At 72.8% G+C, this 14,168-nt stretch carries 12 protein-coding genes; 7 read left to right on the top strand and 5 right to left on the bottom strand.

Annotation, left to right across the window (positions count from 1 at the left end; genetic code table 11):
- Nucleotides 1–332: 332 nt before the first annotated feature.
- On the top strand, nucleotides 333–683 hold the full coding sequence (locus tag QRY02_RS26925; RefSeq protein WP_285985632.1) for a helix-turn-helix domain-containing protein: 351 nt from the start codon (nucleotides 333–335) through the stop codon (nucleotides 681–683).
- A gap of 580 nt (nucleotides 684–1,263) precedes the next feature.
- Here QRY02_RS26925 and QRY02_RS48925 read toward each other — a convergent pair.
- Both QRY02_RS48925 and QRY02_RS26915 read right to left on the bottom strand, forming a co-directional pair.
- The gene (locus QRY02_RS48925) at nucleotides 1,264–1,521 is read right to left on the bottom strand and encodes an aldo/keto reductase (RefSeq protein WP_285985631.1); all 258 of its coding nucleotides are present in this window, start codon (nucleotides 1,519–1,521) and stop codon (nucleotides 1,264–1,266) included.
- A gap of 275 nt (nucleotides 1,522–1,796) precedes the next feature.
- Complete coding sequence (locus QRY02_RS26915) at nucleotides 1,797–3,299, bottom strand: tannase/feruloyl esterase family alpha/beta hydrolase (protein WP_285985630.1); 1,503 nt, start codon at nucleotides 3,297–3,299, stop codon at nucleotides 1,797–1,799.
- A gap of 137 nt (nucleotides 3,300–3,436) precedes the next feature.
- Between QRY02_RS26915 and QRY02_RS26910 the strand changes: the two genes are divergently transcribed.
- Together QRY02_RS26910 and QRY02_RS26905 are read left to right on the top strand one after the other, a co-directional pair.
- A complete protein-coding gene (locus QRY02_RS26910) occupies nucleotides 3,437–6,232 on the top strand; it encodes a helix-turn-helix transcriptional regulator (protein WP_285985629.1) in 2,796 nt (931 codons plus the stop codon).
- 95 nt (nucleotides 6,233–6,327) lie between these two features.
- Entirely contained in the window at nucleotides 6,328–7,356 is a 1,029-nt protein-coding gene (locus tag QRY02_RS26905) for an alpha/beta fold hydrolase (protein ID WP_285985628.1), read from the top strand.
- Between the two features lie 50 nt (nucleotides 7,357–7,406).
- Here the strand turns inward: QRY02_RS26905 and QRY02_RS26900 are convergent, their stop codons facing one another.
- Nucleotides 7,407–7,838: an organic hydroperoxide resistance protein gene (locus QRY02_RS26900; protein WP_285985627.1), complete on the bottom strand. Its 432-nt coding sequence runs from the start codon at nucleotides 7,836–7,838 to the stop codon at nucleotides 7,407–7,409.
- Nucleotides 7,839–8,003: 165 nt separating this feature from the next.
- On the opposite strand from QRY02_RS26900, the gene QRY02_RS26895 reads away from it, so the two are divergent.
- Nucleotides 8,004–9,026, top strand: a complete 1,023-nt coding sequence (locus tag QRY02_RS26895; RefSeq protein WP_285985626.1) for an NAD-dependent epimerase/dehydratase family protein — start codon at nucleotides 8,004–8,006, stop codon at nucleotides 9,024–9,026.
- Between the two features lie 127 nt (nucleotides 9,027–9,153).
- Here QRY02_RS26895 and QRY02_RS26890 read toward each other — a convergent pair whose 3' ends face one another.
- Together QRY02_RS26890 and QRY02_RS26885 are read right to left on the bottom strand one after the other, a co-directional pair.
- Nucleotides 9,154–9,423, bottom strand: coding sequence for a hypothetical protein (locus QRY02_RS26890; RefSeq protein ID WP_285985625.1), 270 nt, complete (start codon nucleotides 9,421–9,423; stop codon nucleotides 9,154–9,156).
- A gap of 385 nt (nucleotides 9,424–9,808) precedes the next feature.
- The gene (locus tag QRY02_RS26885) at nucleotides 9,809–10,768 is read right to left on the bottom strand and encodes an ArsR/SmtB family transcription factor (RefSeq protein ID WP_285985624.1); all 960 of its coding nucleotides are present in this window, start codon (nucleotides 10,766–10,768) and stop codon (nucleotides 9,809–9,811) included.
- A gap of 377 nt (nucleotides 10,769–11,145) precedes the next feature.
- On the opposite strand from QRY02_RS26885, the gene QRY02_RS26880 reads away from it, so the two are divergent.
- The 3 genes from QRY02_RS26880 to QRY02_RS26870 are packed head-to-tail and all read left to right on the top strand — an operon-like array spanning nucleotide 11,146 to nucleotide 14,128.
- Nucleotides 11,146–13,323, top strand: a complete 2,178-nt coding sequence (locus QRY02_RS26880) for a HAMP domain-containing sensor histidine kinase (RefSeq protein WP_502874274.1) — start codon at nucleotides 11,146–11,148, stop codon at nucleotides 13,321–13,323.
- Complete coding sequence (locus QRY02_RS26875; RefSeq protein WP_043776520.1) at nucleotides 13,320–13,754, top strand: roadblock/LC7 domain-containing protein; 435 nt, start codon at nucleotides 13,320–13,322, stop codon at nucleotides 13,752–13,754. Before QRY02_RS26880 ends, QRY02_RS26875 begins: the two co-directional genes overlap by 4 nt.
- Nucleotides 13,751–14,128: a DUF742 domain-containing protein gene (locus QRY02_RS26870; protein WP_285985622.1), complete on the top strand. Its 378-nt coding sequence runs from the start codon at nucleotides 13,751–13,753 to the stop codon at nucleotides 14,126–14,128. Before QRY02_RS26875 ends, QRY02_RS26870 begins: the two co-directional genes overlap by 4 nt.
- Nucleotides 14,129–14,168 lie beyond the last annotated feature (40 nt).

Genomic DNA, 14,168 nt, shown 5'->3' with positions numbered 1-14,168 from the left:
GGGCACCAGGGGTGGCAACCATGCTGGGTGCATGCGCCTGATTCGCCCGGACCGACAATTCGGCTTTTCGGGCACGCGTGTAACGACCGTTACAACTGTGCCCACCGACGTCACGACCGCGGGACGAGGTGGTCCACACTCATGGACGGGCACACCGCACGGGGAGCGGAACCAGCCATGAGCGCTTGTGACGATCGACGGCCACTCGGTTGGCGGTGTACCCGCCGACATCGATGTCGTTGGGTGGGATGCGGACCGCGTGACACGCGAGCCAGCGACCGGGGCCGCGTTCCCACGCACACGGATCAGCTGGTCGGGGCGGCGATGATCTGGTGAGCGACGATCACAGAGGCGCGGGTCCTCCCGAGTCGGTGCCCGCCGAGATCCCGGCCGAGCTCGTGCAGGTCCTCGTGGACCGCTACGCCGCCGGGGAAACGATCGAAAGCCTGGTCGCGCGGCACCCCTACAGCTATCGCAAGATCCGCGTCGCCCTGCTCGACGCGGGCGTCACGCTGCGCCCACCGCGGATTCCGCTGCCGCCCACCCCGCCCGGGCTGGTCAACGCCTACCTCGACGGGCGTTCGATCCGCCAGCTCGCCACCACCTACGGCATGTCCTACAACCAGACTCGCAACGTCCTCCTCGCGGAGGGTGTCGAACTCCGCCGCCGGGGTCAGCCCTGACGTCGGTTGCGCCGGGTTTCGCGGCTTCGGCGAGACCCGGCGCAACTCGCCCCCAGTGGGGTGGTTCCAGGCGTCAGGCCGCCATGATGATCCACCAAAGCGGCATCAGGTGCGTCAACGACTTCTCCTTCCATCGATCAGGACCAGGAACCGCTCGCTCCGTAGGCGGACGAGGTACCATCTTTGCCCTCATGCGGAGTGCGGTGACCAAGGGGGTGAGCCTCGTTCGGTGGTCATTCGGTTGGGTTGCCGAAACCATACCCGTGTCGGATGAGGTCGAATCATCTGGGGGCGTCATCCGACCGTGCGCCACTTTCGAGGAAAACTGCGCGGTCGTCTGACCAGGCGAATTCGCTGCGAATTCGACGGGACGCGGCACTTTCCGCAGTCCACTGTAGAGATTCAGGAGGGCCGGATCTCGTCCACGGCAACGGCGTCCGAGGAGGTGTCGCCCGGTTGCATCACCCGTCAGCCTGTAGCTCGTGAAAGGAAGAACTGAAGAAATTTCACTCGAAAGAGTGGCACTGTCGCTACCAGTTCCGGACCGGCGGCGCGTACCCCGGTGGTTTGTCGCCGATCTTCAGGTCCGGGCTGACGATCCAGTTCTGGTACGCCGGGGTGAACATGCGGTACACCGACGCCCGGGGACGGCGCTCGCCTCGTCGAGCAGGGTGCGCAGCTCGGCCGGGATCTCGAAGTCGAGTGCCGCCGTGCTCTTGGCGAGCTGGCCGGCGTTGCTCGCGCCGACGATCGCCGCCGCGATGCCCGGCTGGGTGGCCACCCAGTTGATCGCCACCTGGGCCGGGTCGACGGTGTTGGTGAACTTGGTGGTGAGCACCACCGGTCGCGGGAGTTCGTTTCGGCGATGAGCTTGCCGAGGATCGTCTCGCTCTCGCCGGCGGTGTAGGAGTCCGCCGTGTCGACGAATTGCCGCCTTCGTCGAGGTACTTACGGAAGAGCGGGCGGGCTTCGTCCCGGTCTTGCCGTAGGCGGCGTGGAAGCCGCCGGTGCCGAAGTTCATCGTGCCGAGGGCGGGCCGGCTGACGCGCAGCCCGGATCGGACCCGCAAGTCCGGTCCGCGAGCGCCTCGGGATGGCGCTCGCGGACCGGGGCTCAGCGGCAGCGGTAGCTCGCCGCCGTGGCCGGGTCGCCGCCGGTGTAGCGCGAAACCCGCGGGAGCGGGCACAGGTTGCGCGTCTTCCCGTCCGCGGACGCCGCGGCCAGCGTCGCCGGCGCCTTCCCGTGCTCGACCCAGTCGACGAGCGCGCCCAGCGCGTTCGTCGGCTCCGGGCCGCCACCGCCGAAGCAGTGCTCGACGCCCGGTGCGAGGAACAGCCGGTAGAACTCGTTCACCCGCTGCGGGCCGCCCATCGTGCGTTCCACCTGACTGCGGTACGAAAGGGTGCCCTCGGGCGGAATGAGCTGATCGTTCGCGCCGACGAACGTGATCAGCTTGCCGCCGTCGCGGCGGAACGCCGACAGGTCGGGGTCGGACGTGCCGATGACGTCGTCGTACTCCCGCACCGACTGGCGGAAGAGGTCCGTGAACTGCGCGTACGTGAGCTTCGAGGTGTCGAAGTCAGGCTGCTTCTCCAGGAACGACTGCACCCACTTGACGGCGACCGGGAAGCCCGGCGCGGTCAGCGTGCCGTCGGGGCCCGGCTGGGTGCCGGCCAGCCACGTGAAGTCCGCGCCCTTCGGCAGCCCGGCCCACAGCCTGCGGCCGCGTTCGTCGGTCGGGCCGGCCCAGATCTTGCGCATGACCTCGGCGTCCGCGGCCGTGACGGTGAACTCGTGGCCGTCGCAGACCACCTTCGTCCCGACGAGGCTGCGCGGGTCGTAGCCGCACTCGTCCGGCCGGTCGACGATGCCGTTCGGCACGCCGTCCCGCGCGTCGCACGCCTGGACCGCGGCCGTGCGGAAGGCCGAAAGCACACACGTGCTCGGGAAGTCGTGACTGGCGTTCATGACGATCTGCGGCCAGAGGGTCGCGACCGCGAACTGCGTCCAGTCGACGGCGGGGGCGTTCGCGAGGATGCCGTCGAAGTCCCCGGGGTACTTCTGGGCCTCGGAGTAGCCCTGGCGGCCACCGGTCGAGCAGCCGGTCCAGTAGGAGTACGAGATCGGCCGCTGGTAGTACCGCTGGGTGACGGCCTTGCCGAGCACGGCCTCTTCGTGCACCGATCGGGTGGCGAAGTTGGTCAGGAGCGTCTGGTCGACCCGGCCGCCGTTCAGCGCCCAGGACGTGTCGAGGCCGTTGAGGGACACGCCCGCGTCGGTCGTCACGGCGGCGTAGCCGTCCTTGACGGCCTGGGGGAGCGCGTCGAAGTTGCCCGCGGCGTAGGCGCTGCCGCCGAGGGCCTGGAGCCGGCCGTTCCACCCGGTGTCCGGCAGGGCCACGGCGACCTTGACGTGGTCCGTGCCGGTGTGGGTGAGCGTGACGGTGATCAGGCAGGACGACGGCTGGGGCGCGGCCTGCACCGACTCGATCTTCGCGCCGGGCGGGGCGGGCACCGCGACGGCGGCGCACGGGGTCGGGGTTGCTGCCGAGGCGGCCGGCTGCGTGACGGTGGTCAGCAGCAGTGGCACGGCGGCAGCGAGAAGGAGGCGTTTCATCTGTCTCTCCGGTCGCTGGTCATTGCGGGGGAACGCTAGGTGCGGGGCGGCGGGCCCCGCGCCCGTCGGATGACGCTGCTGCCGTACGTCACTTCGGCCGTGAGCTGCGGAAACAGCGGTTGGGTAAGGTCGTTTCCATGGCGCTGAGCGGACGGGACACCGAGCTGAAGGAGCTGGGCGAGCTCGTCGACGGCCCGGCGGACCGCAGTGGCGTCCTCCTGCGCGGGGAAGCGGGCATCGGGAAGTCCGCGCTGGTGGCTTCGACAGCCGCGGCGGCATCGGTGGCGGGGTTGCGGGTGCTGCGGACGACCGGGGCGGAGGCCGAGCGGAACCTGGCCTACGCCGGGCTGCACCAGCTGCTGTACCCGGTCCGGGCCGGGGTGGCGGAGCTCCCCGCGCCGCAGCGCGAAGCCCTGCGAACGGCGCTGGGGCTGGCTTCGGGCGCCGAGCCGAGCGCGTACCTGGTCGGGTTGGCGGCGCTGACGCTGCTGGCCGAGGAGGCGGCGGCCAAGCCGCTGCTGCTCGTCGCGGAGGACGTGCACTGGCTGGACCGGGCGAGCGCGGACGTCCTGGCGTTCGTGGCGCGGCGGATCGAGACCGAGCCGATCGTGCTGCTGGCGACCCTGCGGGACGGCGCGGAATCCCCGTTGCTCGAGGCGGGTTTGCCGTCGATGGCGCTGGACCGCCTCCCGGCCGGCGCGGCGGCCGAGCTGCTGGATTCGGTGGCGCCGCGGCTGGCTCCGGCGGTCCGGACGCGGCTGCTGGCGGAGGCGGCGGGGTTGCCGCTGGCGTTGACGGAGCTGCCCTTGGCGGTGGCCGAGCTCGACGGGCTGGATCCGGTGCTGCCGCTGACGGAGCGCCTGGAGCGCACGTTCACGGCCCGGGTGGCGGCGCTGCCGGAGGGGACGCGCACGGCGTTGCTGGTGGCGGCGCTGAACGAGACGACATCGTTGACAGAGATCCTGGAAGCGGCAGGTGCCCTGGCCGGGGTGGCCGCGGGCGCAGGGGCCCGGCCGGGCGAGGCCGGTTCGCGCGGGCCCGGCGCGGAGGCGGCTGGGGTGCTTCGGGCGGGGGAAACCGGCGTGCCGGCGACCAGCGCCGATCCCGCGGTCCTCGTCCCCGCCGTCGAGGCCCGCCTGGTCGAGCTCTCCGCCGGGGCCGTCACCTTCCGGCACCCGCTCATGCGGTCCGCCATCCCCGCCGCCGCCACCCCGCTCGACCGCCGGAACGCCCACCTCGCCCTCGTCGAGGCCCTTCGCGACCAGCCCGACCGCCGCGCCTGGCACCAGGCCGCCGCCACCGCCGGGCCCGACGAAGCCATCGCCGCCGAACTCGAACGCACCGCCGAGCGGGCTCGCTTCCGGGGCGGGGCCGCCGCCGCGATCGCCGCCCTGGAACAGGCCGCCCGGCTCAGTGACCAGCCGGAGCGCCGAGCCGACCGGCTGCTGCTGGCCGCCGAGCTGGCCGTCGAATCCGGGCGGCGGGAGACCGCCGAACGCCTGGTCCACGCCGCCAATCCCGCCGACGCCCGCCGCCGGGCCACCGCCGGGCGGCTGCTCAGCGAGTTCGAAGACGGCGTCCGCGAGGACCCGGCCCGCGTCGCGGAACTGGCCCGGATCGCCGCCTCCGCCGCCGCCGACGGGCACCACGACGCCGCCGTGCGGATCCTCTGGAGCGCCGCCATGCGGTGCTTCTGGACCGAGCCCGGCGCCGCCGCCCGGCAAGCCCTCCTCGACGTCGCCGATCGGCTGCCGATCCCGGACGGCGACCCGCGGATCGTCGCCGTCACCGCGTACGTCGCGCCCTTCGAACGCGGTGGAGCCGTCCTGGCCCACCTGCGGGAGCTGGTCGCCAAGACCGGCGCCGATCCCGAGGTCGACCGGTACCTGGGCAGCGCCGCGCTGCAGGCCGGTGCCTTCGACCTCGCCGCCCGGTTCTCCGCCGCCGCGGCGCCCGGCCTGCGGGCCCAGGGCCGGCTCGGCCTGTTGCCGCGGGCGCTGGCCGTCCAGGCGTGGAGCCGCGTCCGGCTCGGCGACCTGGCCGGGGCGCTGCCGGCCGCGGCGGAGGCGGCCCGGTTGGCGCGGGAGACCGGCCAGCCGTTCATGGCCGGGCTCGCCACGGCGGTCCAGGCCGAAATCGCCGCCCTGCGCGGCGACCACAAGCAGGCGAAGACGCTGGCCGACGAGGCCGAACGCGCCGGGCTCGCGGCCGGCGCCCGGCCCGTCCTGGCCACCGTGCAGCTCACGCGCGGGCTGACCGGCCTGAGCGAGGGCCGGTTCGAAGACGCGTTCGCCGACCTGCGGCGGCTGCTCGACCCGGCCGACCCCGCCTACCAGCTGGCCTTGCGCACGTACTGCGTCGCGGAACTCACCGAGGCCGCGGTCCGGGCCGGGCGGACCGGCGAGCTGCGCGGTGTCCTGGCCGAGCTCGAGTGCCTGGACACGCCGTCACCCGCCCTGCACATCGGCCTCCGGTACGCCCGGGCCGTGCTCGACCCGAGCGACGAGCTGTTCGCCGAAGCGCTGCGAGCCGACCTGACCGGCTGGCCCGCCGAACGCGGTCGCGTCCACCTGGCGTACGGCGAGTGGCTGCGGCGGCAGCGGCGGGTCGTCGAATCGCGGACGCACCTGCGCACCGCCCGCAAGACGTTCGACGCCCTCGGCATGGCCGCCTGGGCCGACCGGGCCCGCCGCGAACTGCGCAGCGCGGGCGAGTCGAGCCCGAACCGCGGCCCGGACGCCCGGGACAAGCTGACCCCGCACGAGCTGAGCATCGCGCAGCTGGCCGCCGAGGGGCTGACGAACCGGGAGATCGGGCAGCGGCTGTACCTTTCGCACCGGACCGTCGGCACCCACCTGCACCGGATCTTCCCCAAGCTGGGCGTGAGCTCCCGCGCCGACCTCGCCGGGAAGCTGAAGACCCTCGACGGGTGACGTACACCGGCTGCGTCACCTGACGGGCGCGCAGGTCACCGGACAGCTCCTAACGTCGTGAAAGTCCCACGGTCTTTCTCGCACAGGAGCAGCAGATGATCAGCAGGAGAAGGTTCGGGCAGGCGTTCGCGGCCGGGCTCGCGGCGACGTCACTGGCGGCCTGCTCGTCGGGCACTCCCGCGGCCGCTCCCGCCTCGGCGCCCGACCTGCGGGCCGGGTCGGGGGAGCACACCTCGCTCGGGCCGGTCAAGCAGGCCGACGCCGGGGTGCTCACCATGGCTTACCACGAGTTCGGGCCGGCCGGCGGGCAGCCGGTGGTGCTGCTGCACGGCTGGCCCTACGACCCGTACAGCTACGTCGACGTCGCGCCGATCCTGGCCGGGGCGGGCTACCGGGTGATCGTCCCCTACCTGCGCGGCTACGGCCCGACGGCGTTCAAGTCCGCCGAGACGGTCCGCAACGGCCAGCAGACGGCCGTGGCGCTGGACGTCATCGCCCTGCTGGACGCGCTCAAGATCGACAAGGCCGTCTTCGGCGGCTACGACTGGGGCGGCCGGACCGTCGACATCATCGCCGCGCTGTGGCCCGAGCGCTGCACGGCGATCGTCGCGGTGAGCGGGTACATCGTCACGAACCTGGCGGCGAACCAGCAGCCGCTGGCTCCGCAAGCCGAGCTCGGCTGGTGGTACCAGTACTACTTCGCGACCGAGCGCGGCCGCGCCGGCTACGCGGCGAACCGCCACGACTTCAACAAGCTGATCTGGAAGACCGCGTCCCCGGCCTGGCACTTCGACGACGCGACCTACGACCGCAGCGCGGCGGCGTTCGACAACCCCGACCACGTCGCCATCGTCATCCACAACTACCGCTGGCGCCTGAGCCTCGCCCCGGGCGAGCCGCAGTACGAGGCGTACGAAGAGAAGCTGGCCGCCGGCGCGACCATCGGCGTCCCGGCGATCACGATCGGCAGCGACTTCGACGGCGCGGCCAAGGACGGCAAGGCCTACCGCGCGAAGTTCACCGGCAAGTACGAGCACCGCGTCTTCGACGGCATCGGCCACAACGTGCCGCAGGAGGCGCCGCGGCCGTTCGCCCAGGCGATCGTGGACGCCGGCCGGATGTGACCGGGGGGAGGGCCCGCACCCGGGCCCTCCCCTCAGTGCGTCGCGCGGTGTCAGGCGACCGTCGCGTCGAGGGTGACCTCGATGTTGCCGCGCGTGGCCTTCGAGTACGGGCAGACCTGGTGGGCGCCCTGGACGAGCTCGTCGGCCGTGGCCTGGTCGATGCCCGATGCCTCCAGGTGCAGCACCGCGCTGAGCTCGAACTCACCGGCCTCGGTGTCGTGGTGCAGGGTCACCTCGGCGACCACGGCGAGGTCGTTCAGCGGCACCTTCTTCGCGCCCGCGACCCGGCGGACCGCCCCGACGAAGCAGGACGCCCACCCCGCCGCGAACAGCTGCTCCGGGTTGGTGCCGTCGCCCGCGCCACCGAAGGCCTTGGGCACGGCGAGGGTGACGTCGAGCGCGCCGTCGTCGGAGGTCGCGCGGCCGCCGTTGCGGCCCTCCGCGGTGGAGGTGGCGACGGCGGTGTAGGTCACTTCGGACATGGGGTTCCTTTCAGCGGGTGACTCCACCACGCTAGAAATCCCGAAGGGCCCGCGGCGACCGTCGTCCGACGTCACCCGTGTACGTCACCGCGGGGGTCTCCCCGGACGATCTTCACCTTCGAAGACGGCAGGATTGGCGGACCCGGTCCCGGGTAACCGGCCCGGATGCGCATCGTGGTGACCGGAGCGACCGGCAACATCGGGACCGGGGTCGTGCGCGCGTTGGGCGCCGACCCGCAGGTCGAGACCATCGTCGGGCTGGCCAGGCGCCCGGCGGAAGGGGTCGTCACGGCCGACGTCGAACGCGACGACCTCGTGCCGCTCTTCCGCGGCGCCGACGCCGTCGTGCACCTGGCGTGGCTGTTCCAGCCCACCCGGCGTCCGGAACGGACGTGGCGCGCGAACGTCCTCGGCTCGATGCGGGTGTTCGAGGCGGCGGCCACGGCGGGGGTGCCCAAGCTCGTCTACACGTCGTCGATCGGGGCGTACTCGCCGCGGGAGGACGACGAGCCGGTGACCGAGGACTGGCCGACGCACGGCTGGCCCGGGGCGGCGTACACCCGGGAAAAGGCTTATCTGGAGCGGTACCTCGACGCGTTCGAGGGCCGGCACCCGAAGCTCGACGTCGTCCGGATGCGGCCGGGGTTCGTCTTCCAGCGCAGTGCCGCGACGGAGCAGCGCCGCCTGTTCGCCGGGCCGTTCGTGCCGGGTTCGCTCGTGCGACCGGGCCTGATCCCGGTGGTGCCGGACATCCGCGGGCTGAGGTGCCAGATCGTGCACACCGATGATCTCGCCGACGCCGTCCGCCGCGCGGTGACGCGCCCGGTACGCGGGGCCTTCAACATCGCGACCGGCCCGGTCGTGGACCCGCGGTTCGCGGCGGACCTGCTGGGCGCGCGCACGATCCCGGTGCCGGCGGCCGTGGTCCGCGCGGCGGTGGACGCGGCTTGGCGCCTGCACGCGATCCCGGCGACCCCGGGCCTGTTCGACGCGGTCATGCGGCTGCCGGTCATGGACACGAGCCGGGCGGCGTCCGAACTGGACTGGCAGCCGGGCCGGGACGCGGCGGCCACGCTGCAGGAGTTCCTCGCGGGACTGCGGGAGGGCGCCGGCGCGGACACCGCACCGCTGGCCCCGGACCGGCACCGGCTGCACGAGATCTCGACGGGCGTGGGCCGCAAGCCCTGAGCCAGCGGCCCTGCTTTCCGGCTCCGGGTACCGGCCGCGGGCCCGATCGGCCGCCGCCGTCGCGATGCCCGCGGCGATCATCGCCAAGGGCGAGGCCGCGGTGCTCCGCCGGGTTTCGGTTTCGCGGTCAGGCGAGTTCGGCCGAGACGACCGACGGCAGCTCGCGCAGCCGGTCGAGCAGGGGGCCGGTCTCCTCGCCCGCCAGCAGGACGGCGCAGACCATGCTGCTCTCGCGGACGCCGTCCTTGACGTCGACGGACAGTTCGTGCACGAGCCGGCCTTCGAGGGCACCGACCAGCGCGGGGATCTCTTCGGCGCCGCCGACGAAGTAGGTGGCGATCCGGCGGCGCAGCAGCATGGCCGAGCGGGGTGCGGGAACGGCGAAAGAAGTGGACATGGCGGATCTCCCTTGTGGACGGGGGAATGAGATCGGGGCCAGGTCCCGGAAAAAGGCGATCGTCGACGCAGCGCGCCGGCGACCTGGGTTCAGCCGGCGCGCCGGGTTACGAGTCGCGAGGACAGCGTGAGGCGCAGCACGGCGACAGGCTAACACGACCCCGGAACGCTGCGCACGCCTCGCAGGTGGGGGTGGGGCCGCGCGGCTGGGCCGGGTTGGCGGCGGGCGAGGCGTGGCTGGTCGGCTCGGGCAGCGGGGCAGGGGGGCAGGGAGGGCAACGGGGCAGCGCGGTGGCTGGTCGGCTCGGGCAACGGGGCAGGGGGGCAACGGGGCAGCGTGCAATGGGGGTGGCGGGGCGGCGGGGCGGCGCCTGTGGCCGGCCGGGTCAGCTCGCCCGGATGATCCCCAGGCCGAGCGGGGTGATCTCGTGGATCTGCGACTTCCCCGACCGGTTGCTGCTGATCAGCCCGCTGGCGCGCAGCACCGATGCGTGCTGGCTCGCCGTCGCCGGGGAGATGCCCGTCAGGTCCGCCAGCTCGCTCGTGTTGCACCTCGTCGTCGCGATCGTCACCAGCACCTTGGCCCGCGTCTGGCCCAGCAGCGCCGCCAGTGAGGGCCCCGGCTCCGCGTCGCTGTCGAAGCTCGGGTGGCTGATCGAATAGACCAGCGCCGGCGGGAGGAGCGGGTCCTTGTACGTCGTCGGCATGCCGTGCGCGAAGAACGCCGGGATCAGCCGCAGCCCGCGGCCGTCGAGGTGCAGTTCCTGGTCGATCGGGAAGCGCACCCGCAGCACCGGCGGGGACCACGTCACCTCCGGGTGCAACGTCGAAAGCAGCAGCTGCGGCCCGCCGCGGTCCAGGTTGGCCCGCAGCCGGTGGCGGTCGCGGGCGACCGCCCGGCGCACCGTCGCCCAGTCCGGCGCGACGCACTGGCGGTAGTAGTCGTGCAGGGCCGAGCCCAGCCGCCGCAGCTCGCGCGGCTCGCCGTCGCCGATGCGGCGCAGCCACGCCGGGACGTGGGTGCCCTGCGCCGCCAGCTCGCCGACGTCGGCGGCCAGCACCGGCGAAGGCGTCTCGAGCACCGCAGAAATCCCATCGCCGATCGTGCGGGCGCCGGCCGGGGTGAGGAAGTCCGGGCAGTAGCCGTATGGCGGGACGGCGGACATCAGCAGCCGGCCGGACTGCGGGACCGCGGAGCGTGATCCCCGCCGCCAGCGGCCGAAGAACGGCTCACCCTCCGGCCGCCGGATGCGGTAGCTGCTCATCAGCAGCTCCCACATCGGGTCGGCGTCCTCGGCGATGGTCACCTTCGCCAGGTCCGCTTCGGTGAAGTGAATTTTCAACATCGACGGCGGCACCCCTTTCCCGGCCGAGGGTAACGGGCGCCGCCGGGACCCGGTCACGACAGGGTCGCCCGGCCGCCGGAAATTCACGCACCCGAGCCCGAATTCCGCACCGTCTGGCGAGCGGCCTTCACCCTCTGCAAGGGTAAAAAGCCGCGCCGTGGCAGTTCACGCTGTGTGATTGATGCGTACGGGGGAAACGACCGGCATTCCTTGACAACACCGCGGTCGTCGCGGTTACGTCGTCGGCTGAATTCCGTGGAAAAGGAACCGGAAATCGTTCTCGGGCCACCGGTACGAATCGAGCCACGCCACCGATGAAAGAAGAAGAACCCTCGTCCCGCCGTTCCGTCGCCTCCTGGAATCCCGGTAGCTGGCGGTTGCGCACCAAGATCTCCGTAGTCCTGTTGCTGCCCGTCCTGGTCGCCCTCCTGCTGGCGGGCGGCCGGGTACAGGCCGAACTCGCCCGGGCGGGCGGCCTCAGCGCTGTCCGCGACCAAATGCCGGTCGTGCAAGGGATTTCCGAACTCGCCGGGCTGGTCGACGAGGAGATGATCCACGACGGCGCGGCCGACCAGACCGCTGCGGTCGACGAGAAAGCCGCCGTCGTCCGCCACGACGCCGCCTTTTCCCAGCTCAGCCCGGAGCTGTCGCGGTCATTGGAAGATCAGCTGGGTAAATTGGCCGGTCTGCGGCAGCAGACCGGTTCGCCGGCCGCGAAAACCGCGGCTTACCACGACTTCACGGTCGCGCTCAGCGAAGTGACCGCCGGGATCGTCGAGCAGGCCGGTAATGGGGATCTCGGCGCATTGGCCGCCATCGCCGAATCGCTGGTGCAGCTGAGGACCAGTCTCGCCGATCAACAGGCATTGGCCGGCCGCTCCGAAGGCACTTCGGCGGCCGCCGCCGAGCGCGCCGCGGCCGAGGAGACCGTGCTCACCGGGCAGATCCGGCGCGCGCTGCCCGCCGGGGCCGCGGCCGCCCGGTTCGCCGCGGCGACCAGCCCTGGTGCCGGGGGCGCCGAGGCGAAGCGCGCGGTCCTCGGCACCATCCTCGCCGAGCAGGTGAAAACGCTTTCGGACGCGGTCGGCGCGCAGACCAACACCGCGCGGTCCGACGCGCTGCGCGACACCGCGCTGGTGATCGCCTCGCTCCTCGGCGCCCTCGCCATCGCCCTCGCCGTGGCCCGGTCCGTGGTCGCCCCGATCCGGCGGCTGCACGCCGCCGCGCTCGACACCGCGCAACGCCGCCTGCCCGGCACCATCGAACGCATCCGCGAAGGCGAGGAGGTCGACTGGCGGCGGACCGCGCCGATCCCGGTCGACTCCGAGGAGGAGATCGGGCAGCTCGCCCGGGCCTTCGACGACATGCACCGGCAGGCGGTCCGCCTGGCCGTCGGCGAGCAGGCCGAGATGCGGATCCAGGTCAGCGAAATGTTCATGACGCTGTCCCGGCGCAGCCAGTCGCTCGTGGAGCTGCAGCTTTCGGTGATCGAAGACCTCGAAGCCGACGAACAGGACCCACAGCGGCTGGCCGAGCTGTTCCAGATCGACCACATCGCCACCCGGCTGCGGCGCAACGGTGAGAACCTGCAGGTCCTCGCGGGTGGCAAGCCGGTGCGCCGCGACGTCGGCCCGGTCGCGACGGTCGAGCTGCTGCGAGCCGCGACGTCGGAGGTCAAGGACTACCAGCGCGTCTCGCTCGGCAACGCGCCACGCGGCTCGGTGCAGTCCGAGGCCGCGGCGGACGTCGTGCACATCCTCGCCGAGCTGCTGGAGAACGCGATCCGGTCGTCCCCGCCGGAGGAGCAGGTCGTGCTCACCGCCGACCGCGGCTTCGACGGCGGCCTGCTGATCGAGGTCGTCGACGTCGGGCTCGGGATGACCCGCGAAGACCTCGAAGCGGCGAACGCCCGGCTGGCCGCCGGGGCCGCGGTCAGCCCGGAGACCACCCGCCGGATGGGCCTGTTCGTGGTGAGCAGGCTGGCCGCGTCGCACGGGATCACCGTCCGGCTGCGGCCCACGACCACGCGGACCGCGAGCGCCGGCATCACCGCCAGCGTGCACGTCCCGGGCGTGCTGATCCTGGTCGACCTGCCGCCCCGGGCCGTCCCGCCCACGCTGACCCCGGCGGTCAACGGCTCGGCCAACGGCACCGCCCGGCACGAGCTCGAACCGCGGTGGCCCGCCGAAGAACCACCACCGGTGGTGGACCCGCCGACGCCGATCTTCGACCAGATGCTGTCGCACTGGTTCGCCGAAGTCCCGGCGACGCCGGCCCGGCCCGGCACCTGGGCGACGCCGGCCGACCCGGTCCGCCAGGCCGCGGAAGCCGCGGTCGGCACCCTCGACGACAGCGAGTTCACCGACTCCGGGCTGCCGGCCCGGACGCCGGGTGCGCAGCTCGCACCGGGCTCGGTCACCCCGCGCGCGCCGCAGCCGCCGGACCCGGCCTTCCGCGACCCGGCCGCGGTGCGGAACAACCTTTCCCGGCACTACAGCGGCATGCGCGCGGCCCGGCACCGGGTCTCGGGCGAGCCGGAGGCGGAGCAGCGATGAGCACCCGGCAGGAAGGAGCGGAAGTGGCCGAGAGGTCCCGGAACTGGCTGGTGTCGGCGTTCACCCAGGAGGTGCCCGGCGTGGCGCACGCCGCGCTGGTCTCGGCGGACGGGCTGCTCGTGGCGGCGAACGAAACCCTGCCGCGCGACCGCGCCGACCAGCTCTCGGCGATCGCGTCCGGCCTCTCCAGCCTCGCGCTCGGCACGGCCGACCTGTTCACCGCGGGGCGGGTGGTGCAGTCGGTGATCGAGATGGAGCAGGGTTTCCTGCTGCTGATGAACGTCGGCGACGGCTCGAACCTGGTGGTGCTGGCCAACCCGGGCTGCGACATCGGGCTGGTGGGCTACGAGATGACCTTGCTGGTGGACCGGGTCGGGAAGGTGGTCGAGACCCCGGCTCGGCCCGCGGCCGCGCCGGGAGCGGCCCGGTGACCGAAGGCCGGCGACGCGAGGGTGGGCGGCACGCGGCGTCGCTGGCCCGCCCCTACGCATGGACCGCCGGTCGCACCCGGCCGACGGTCGACCTGGCGGTGGAAGCCCTCGTGGAGACGACGGCGGAGGGCCGCACGGCGCCCTTCAGCCCGACCAACCCCCTGGCCTCGGTGACGCAGCTGTGCCTGCACCAGCGGTCGGTGGCGGAGGTCGCCGCCCACCTGGGCGTGCCGCTCGGCGTGGCCAGGGTGCTCATCGGCGATCTGCTCATCGCCGGCCAGGTGTCGATCCGCGACACGCTCACCGCGGACGCCTCCTGGGACGAACGGAACGACCTGCTCGAAAGGGTCCTCAGTGGACTACGTGCGCTCTGACAGTGTTTCTCAAAGCGGGGTTTCCCCCAGCGTTGCCGCC

Origin of the sequence: Amycolatopsis sp. DG1A-15b (assembly GCF_030285645.1) — a bacterium.
Taxonomy (GTDB): Bacteria; Actinomycetota; Actinomycetes; order Mycobacteriales; family Pseudonocardiaceae; genus Amycolatopsis.
Note: the sequence above shows the minus strand (reverse complement) of the source record. Positions and strands in the feature narration are given on the sequence as shown.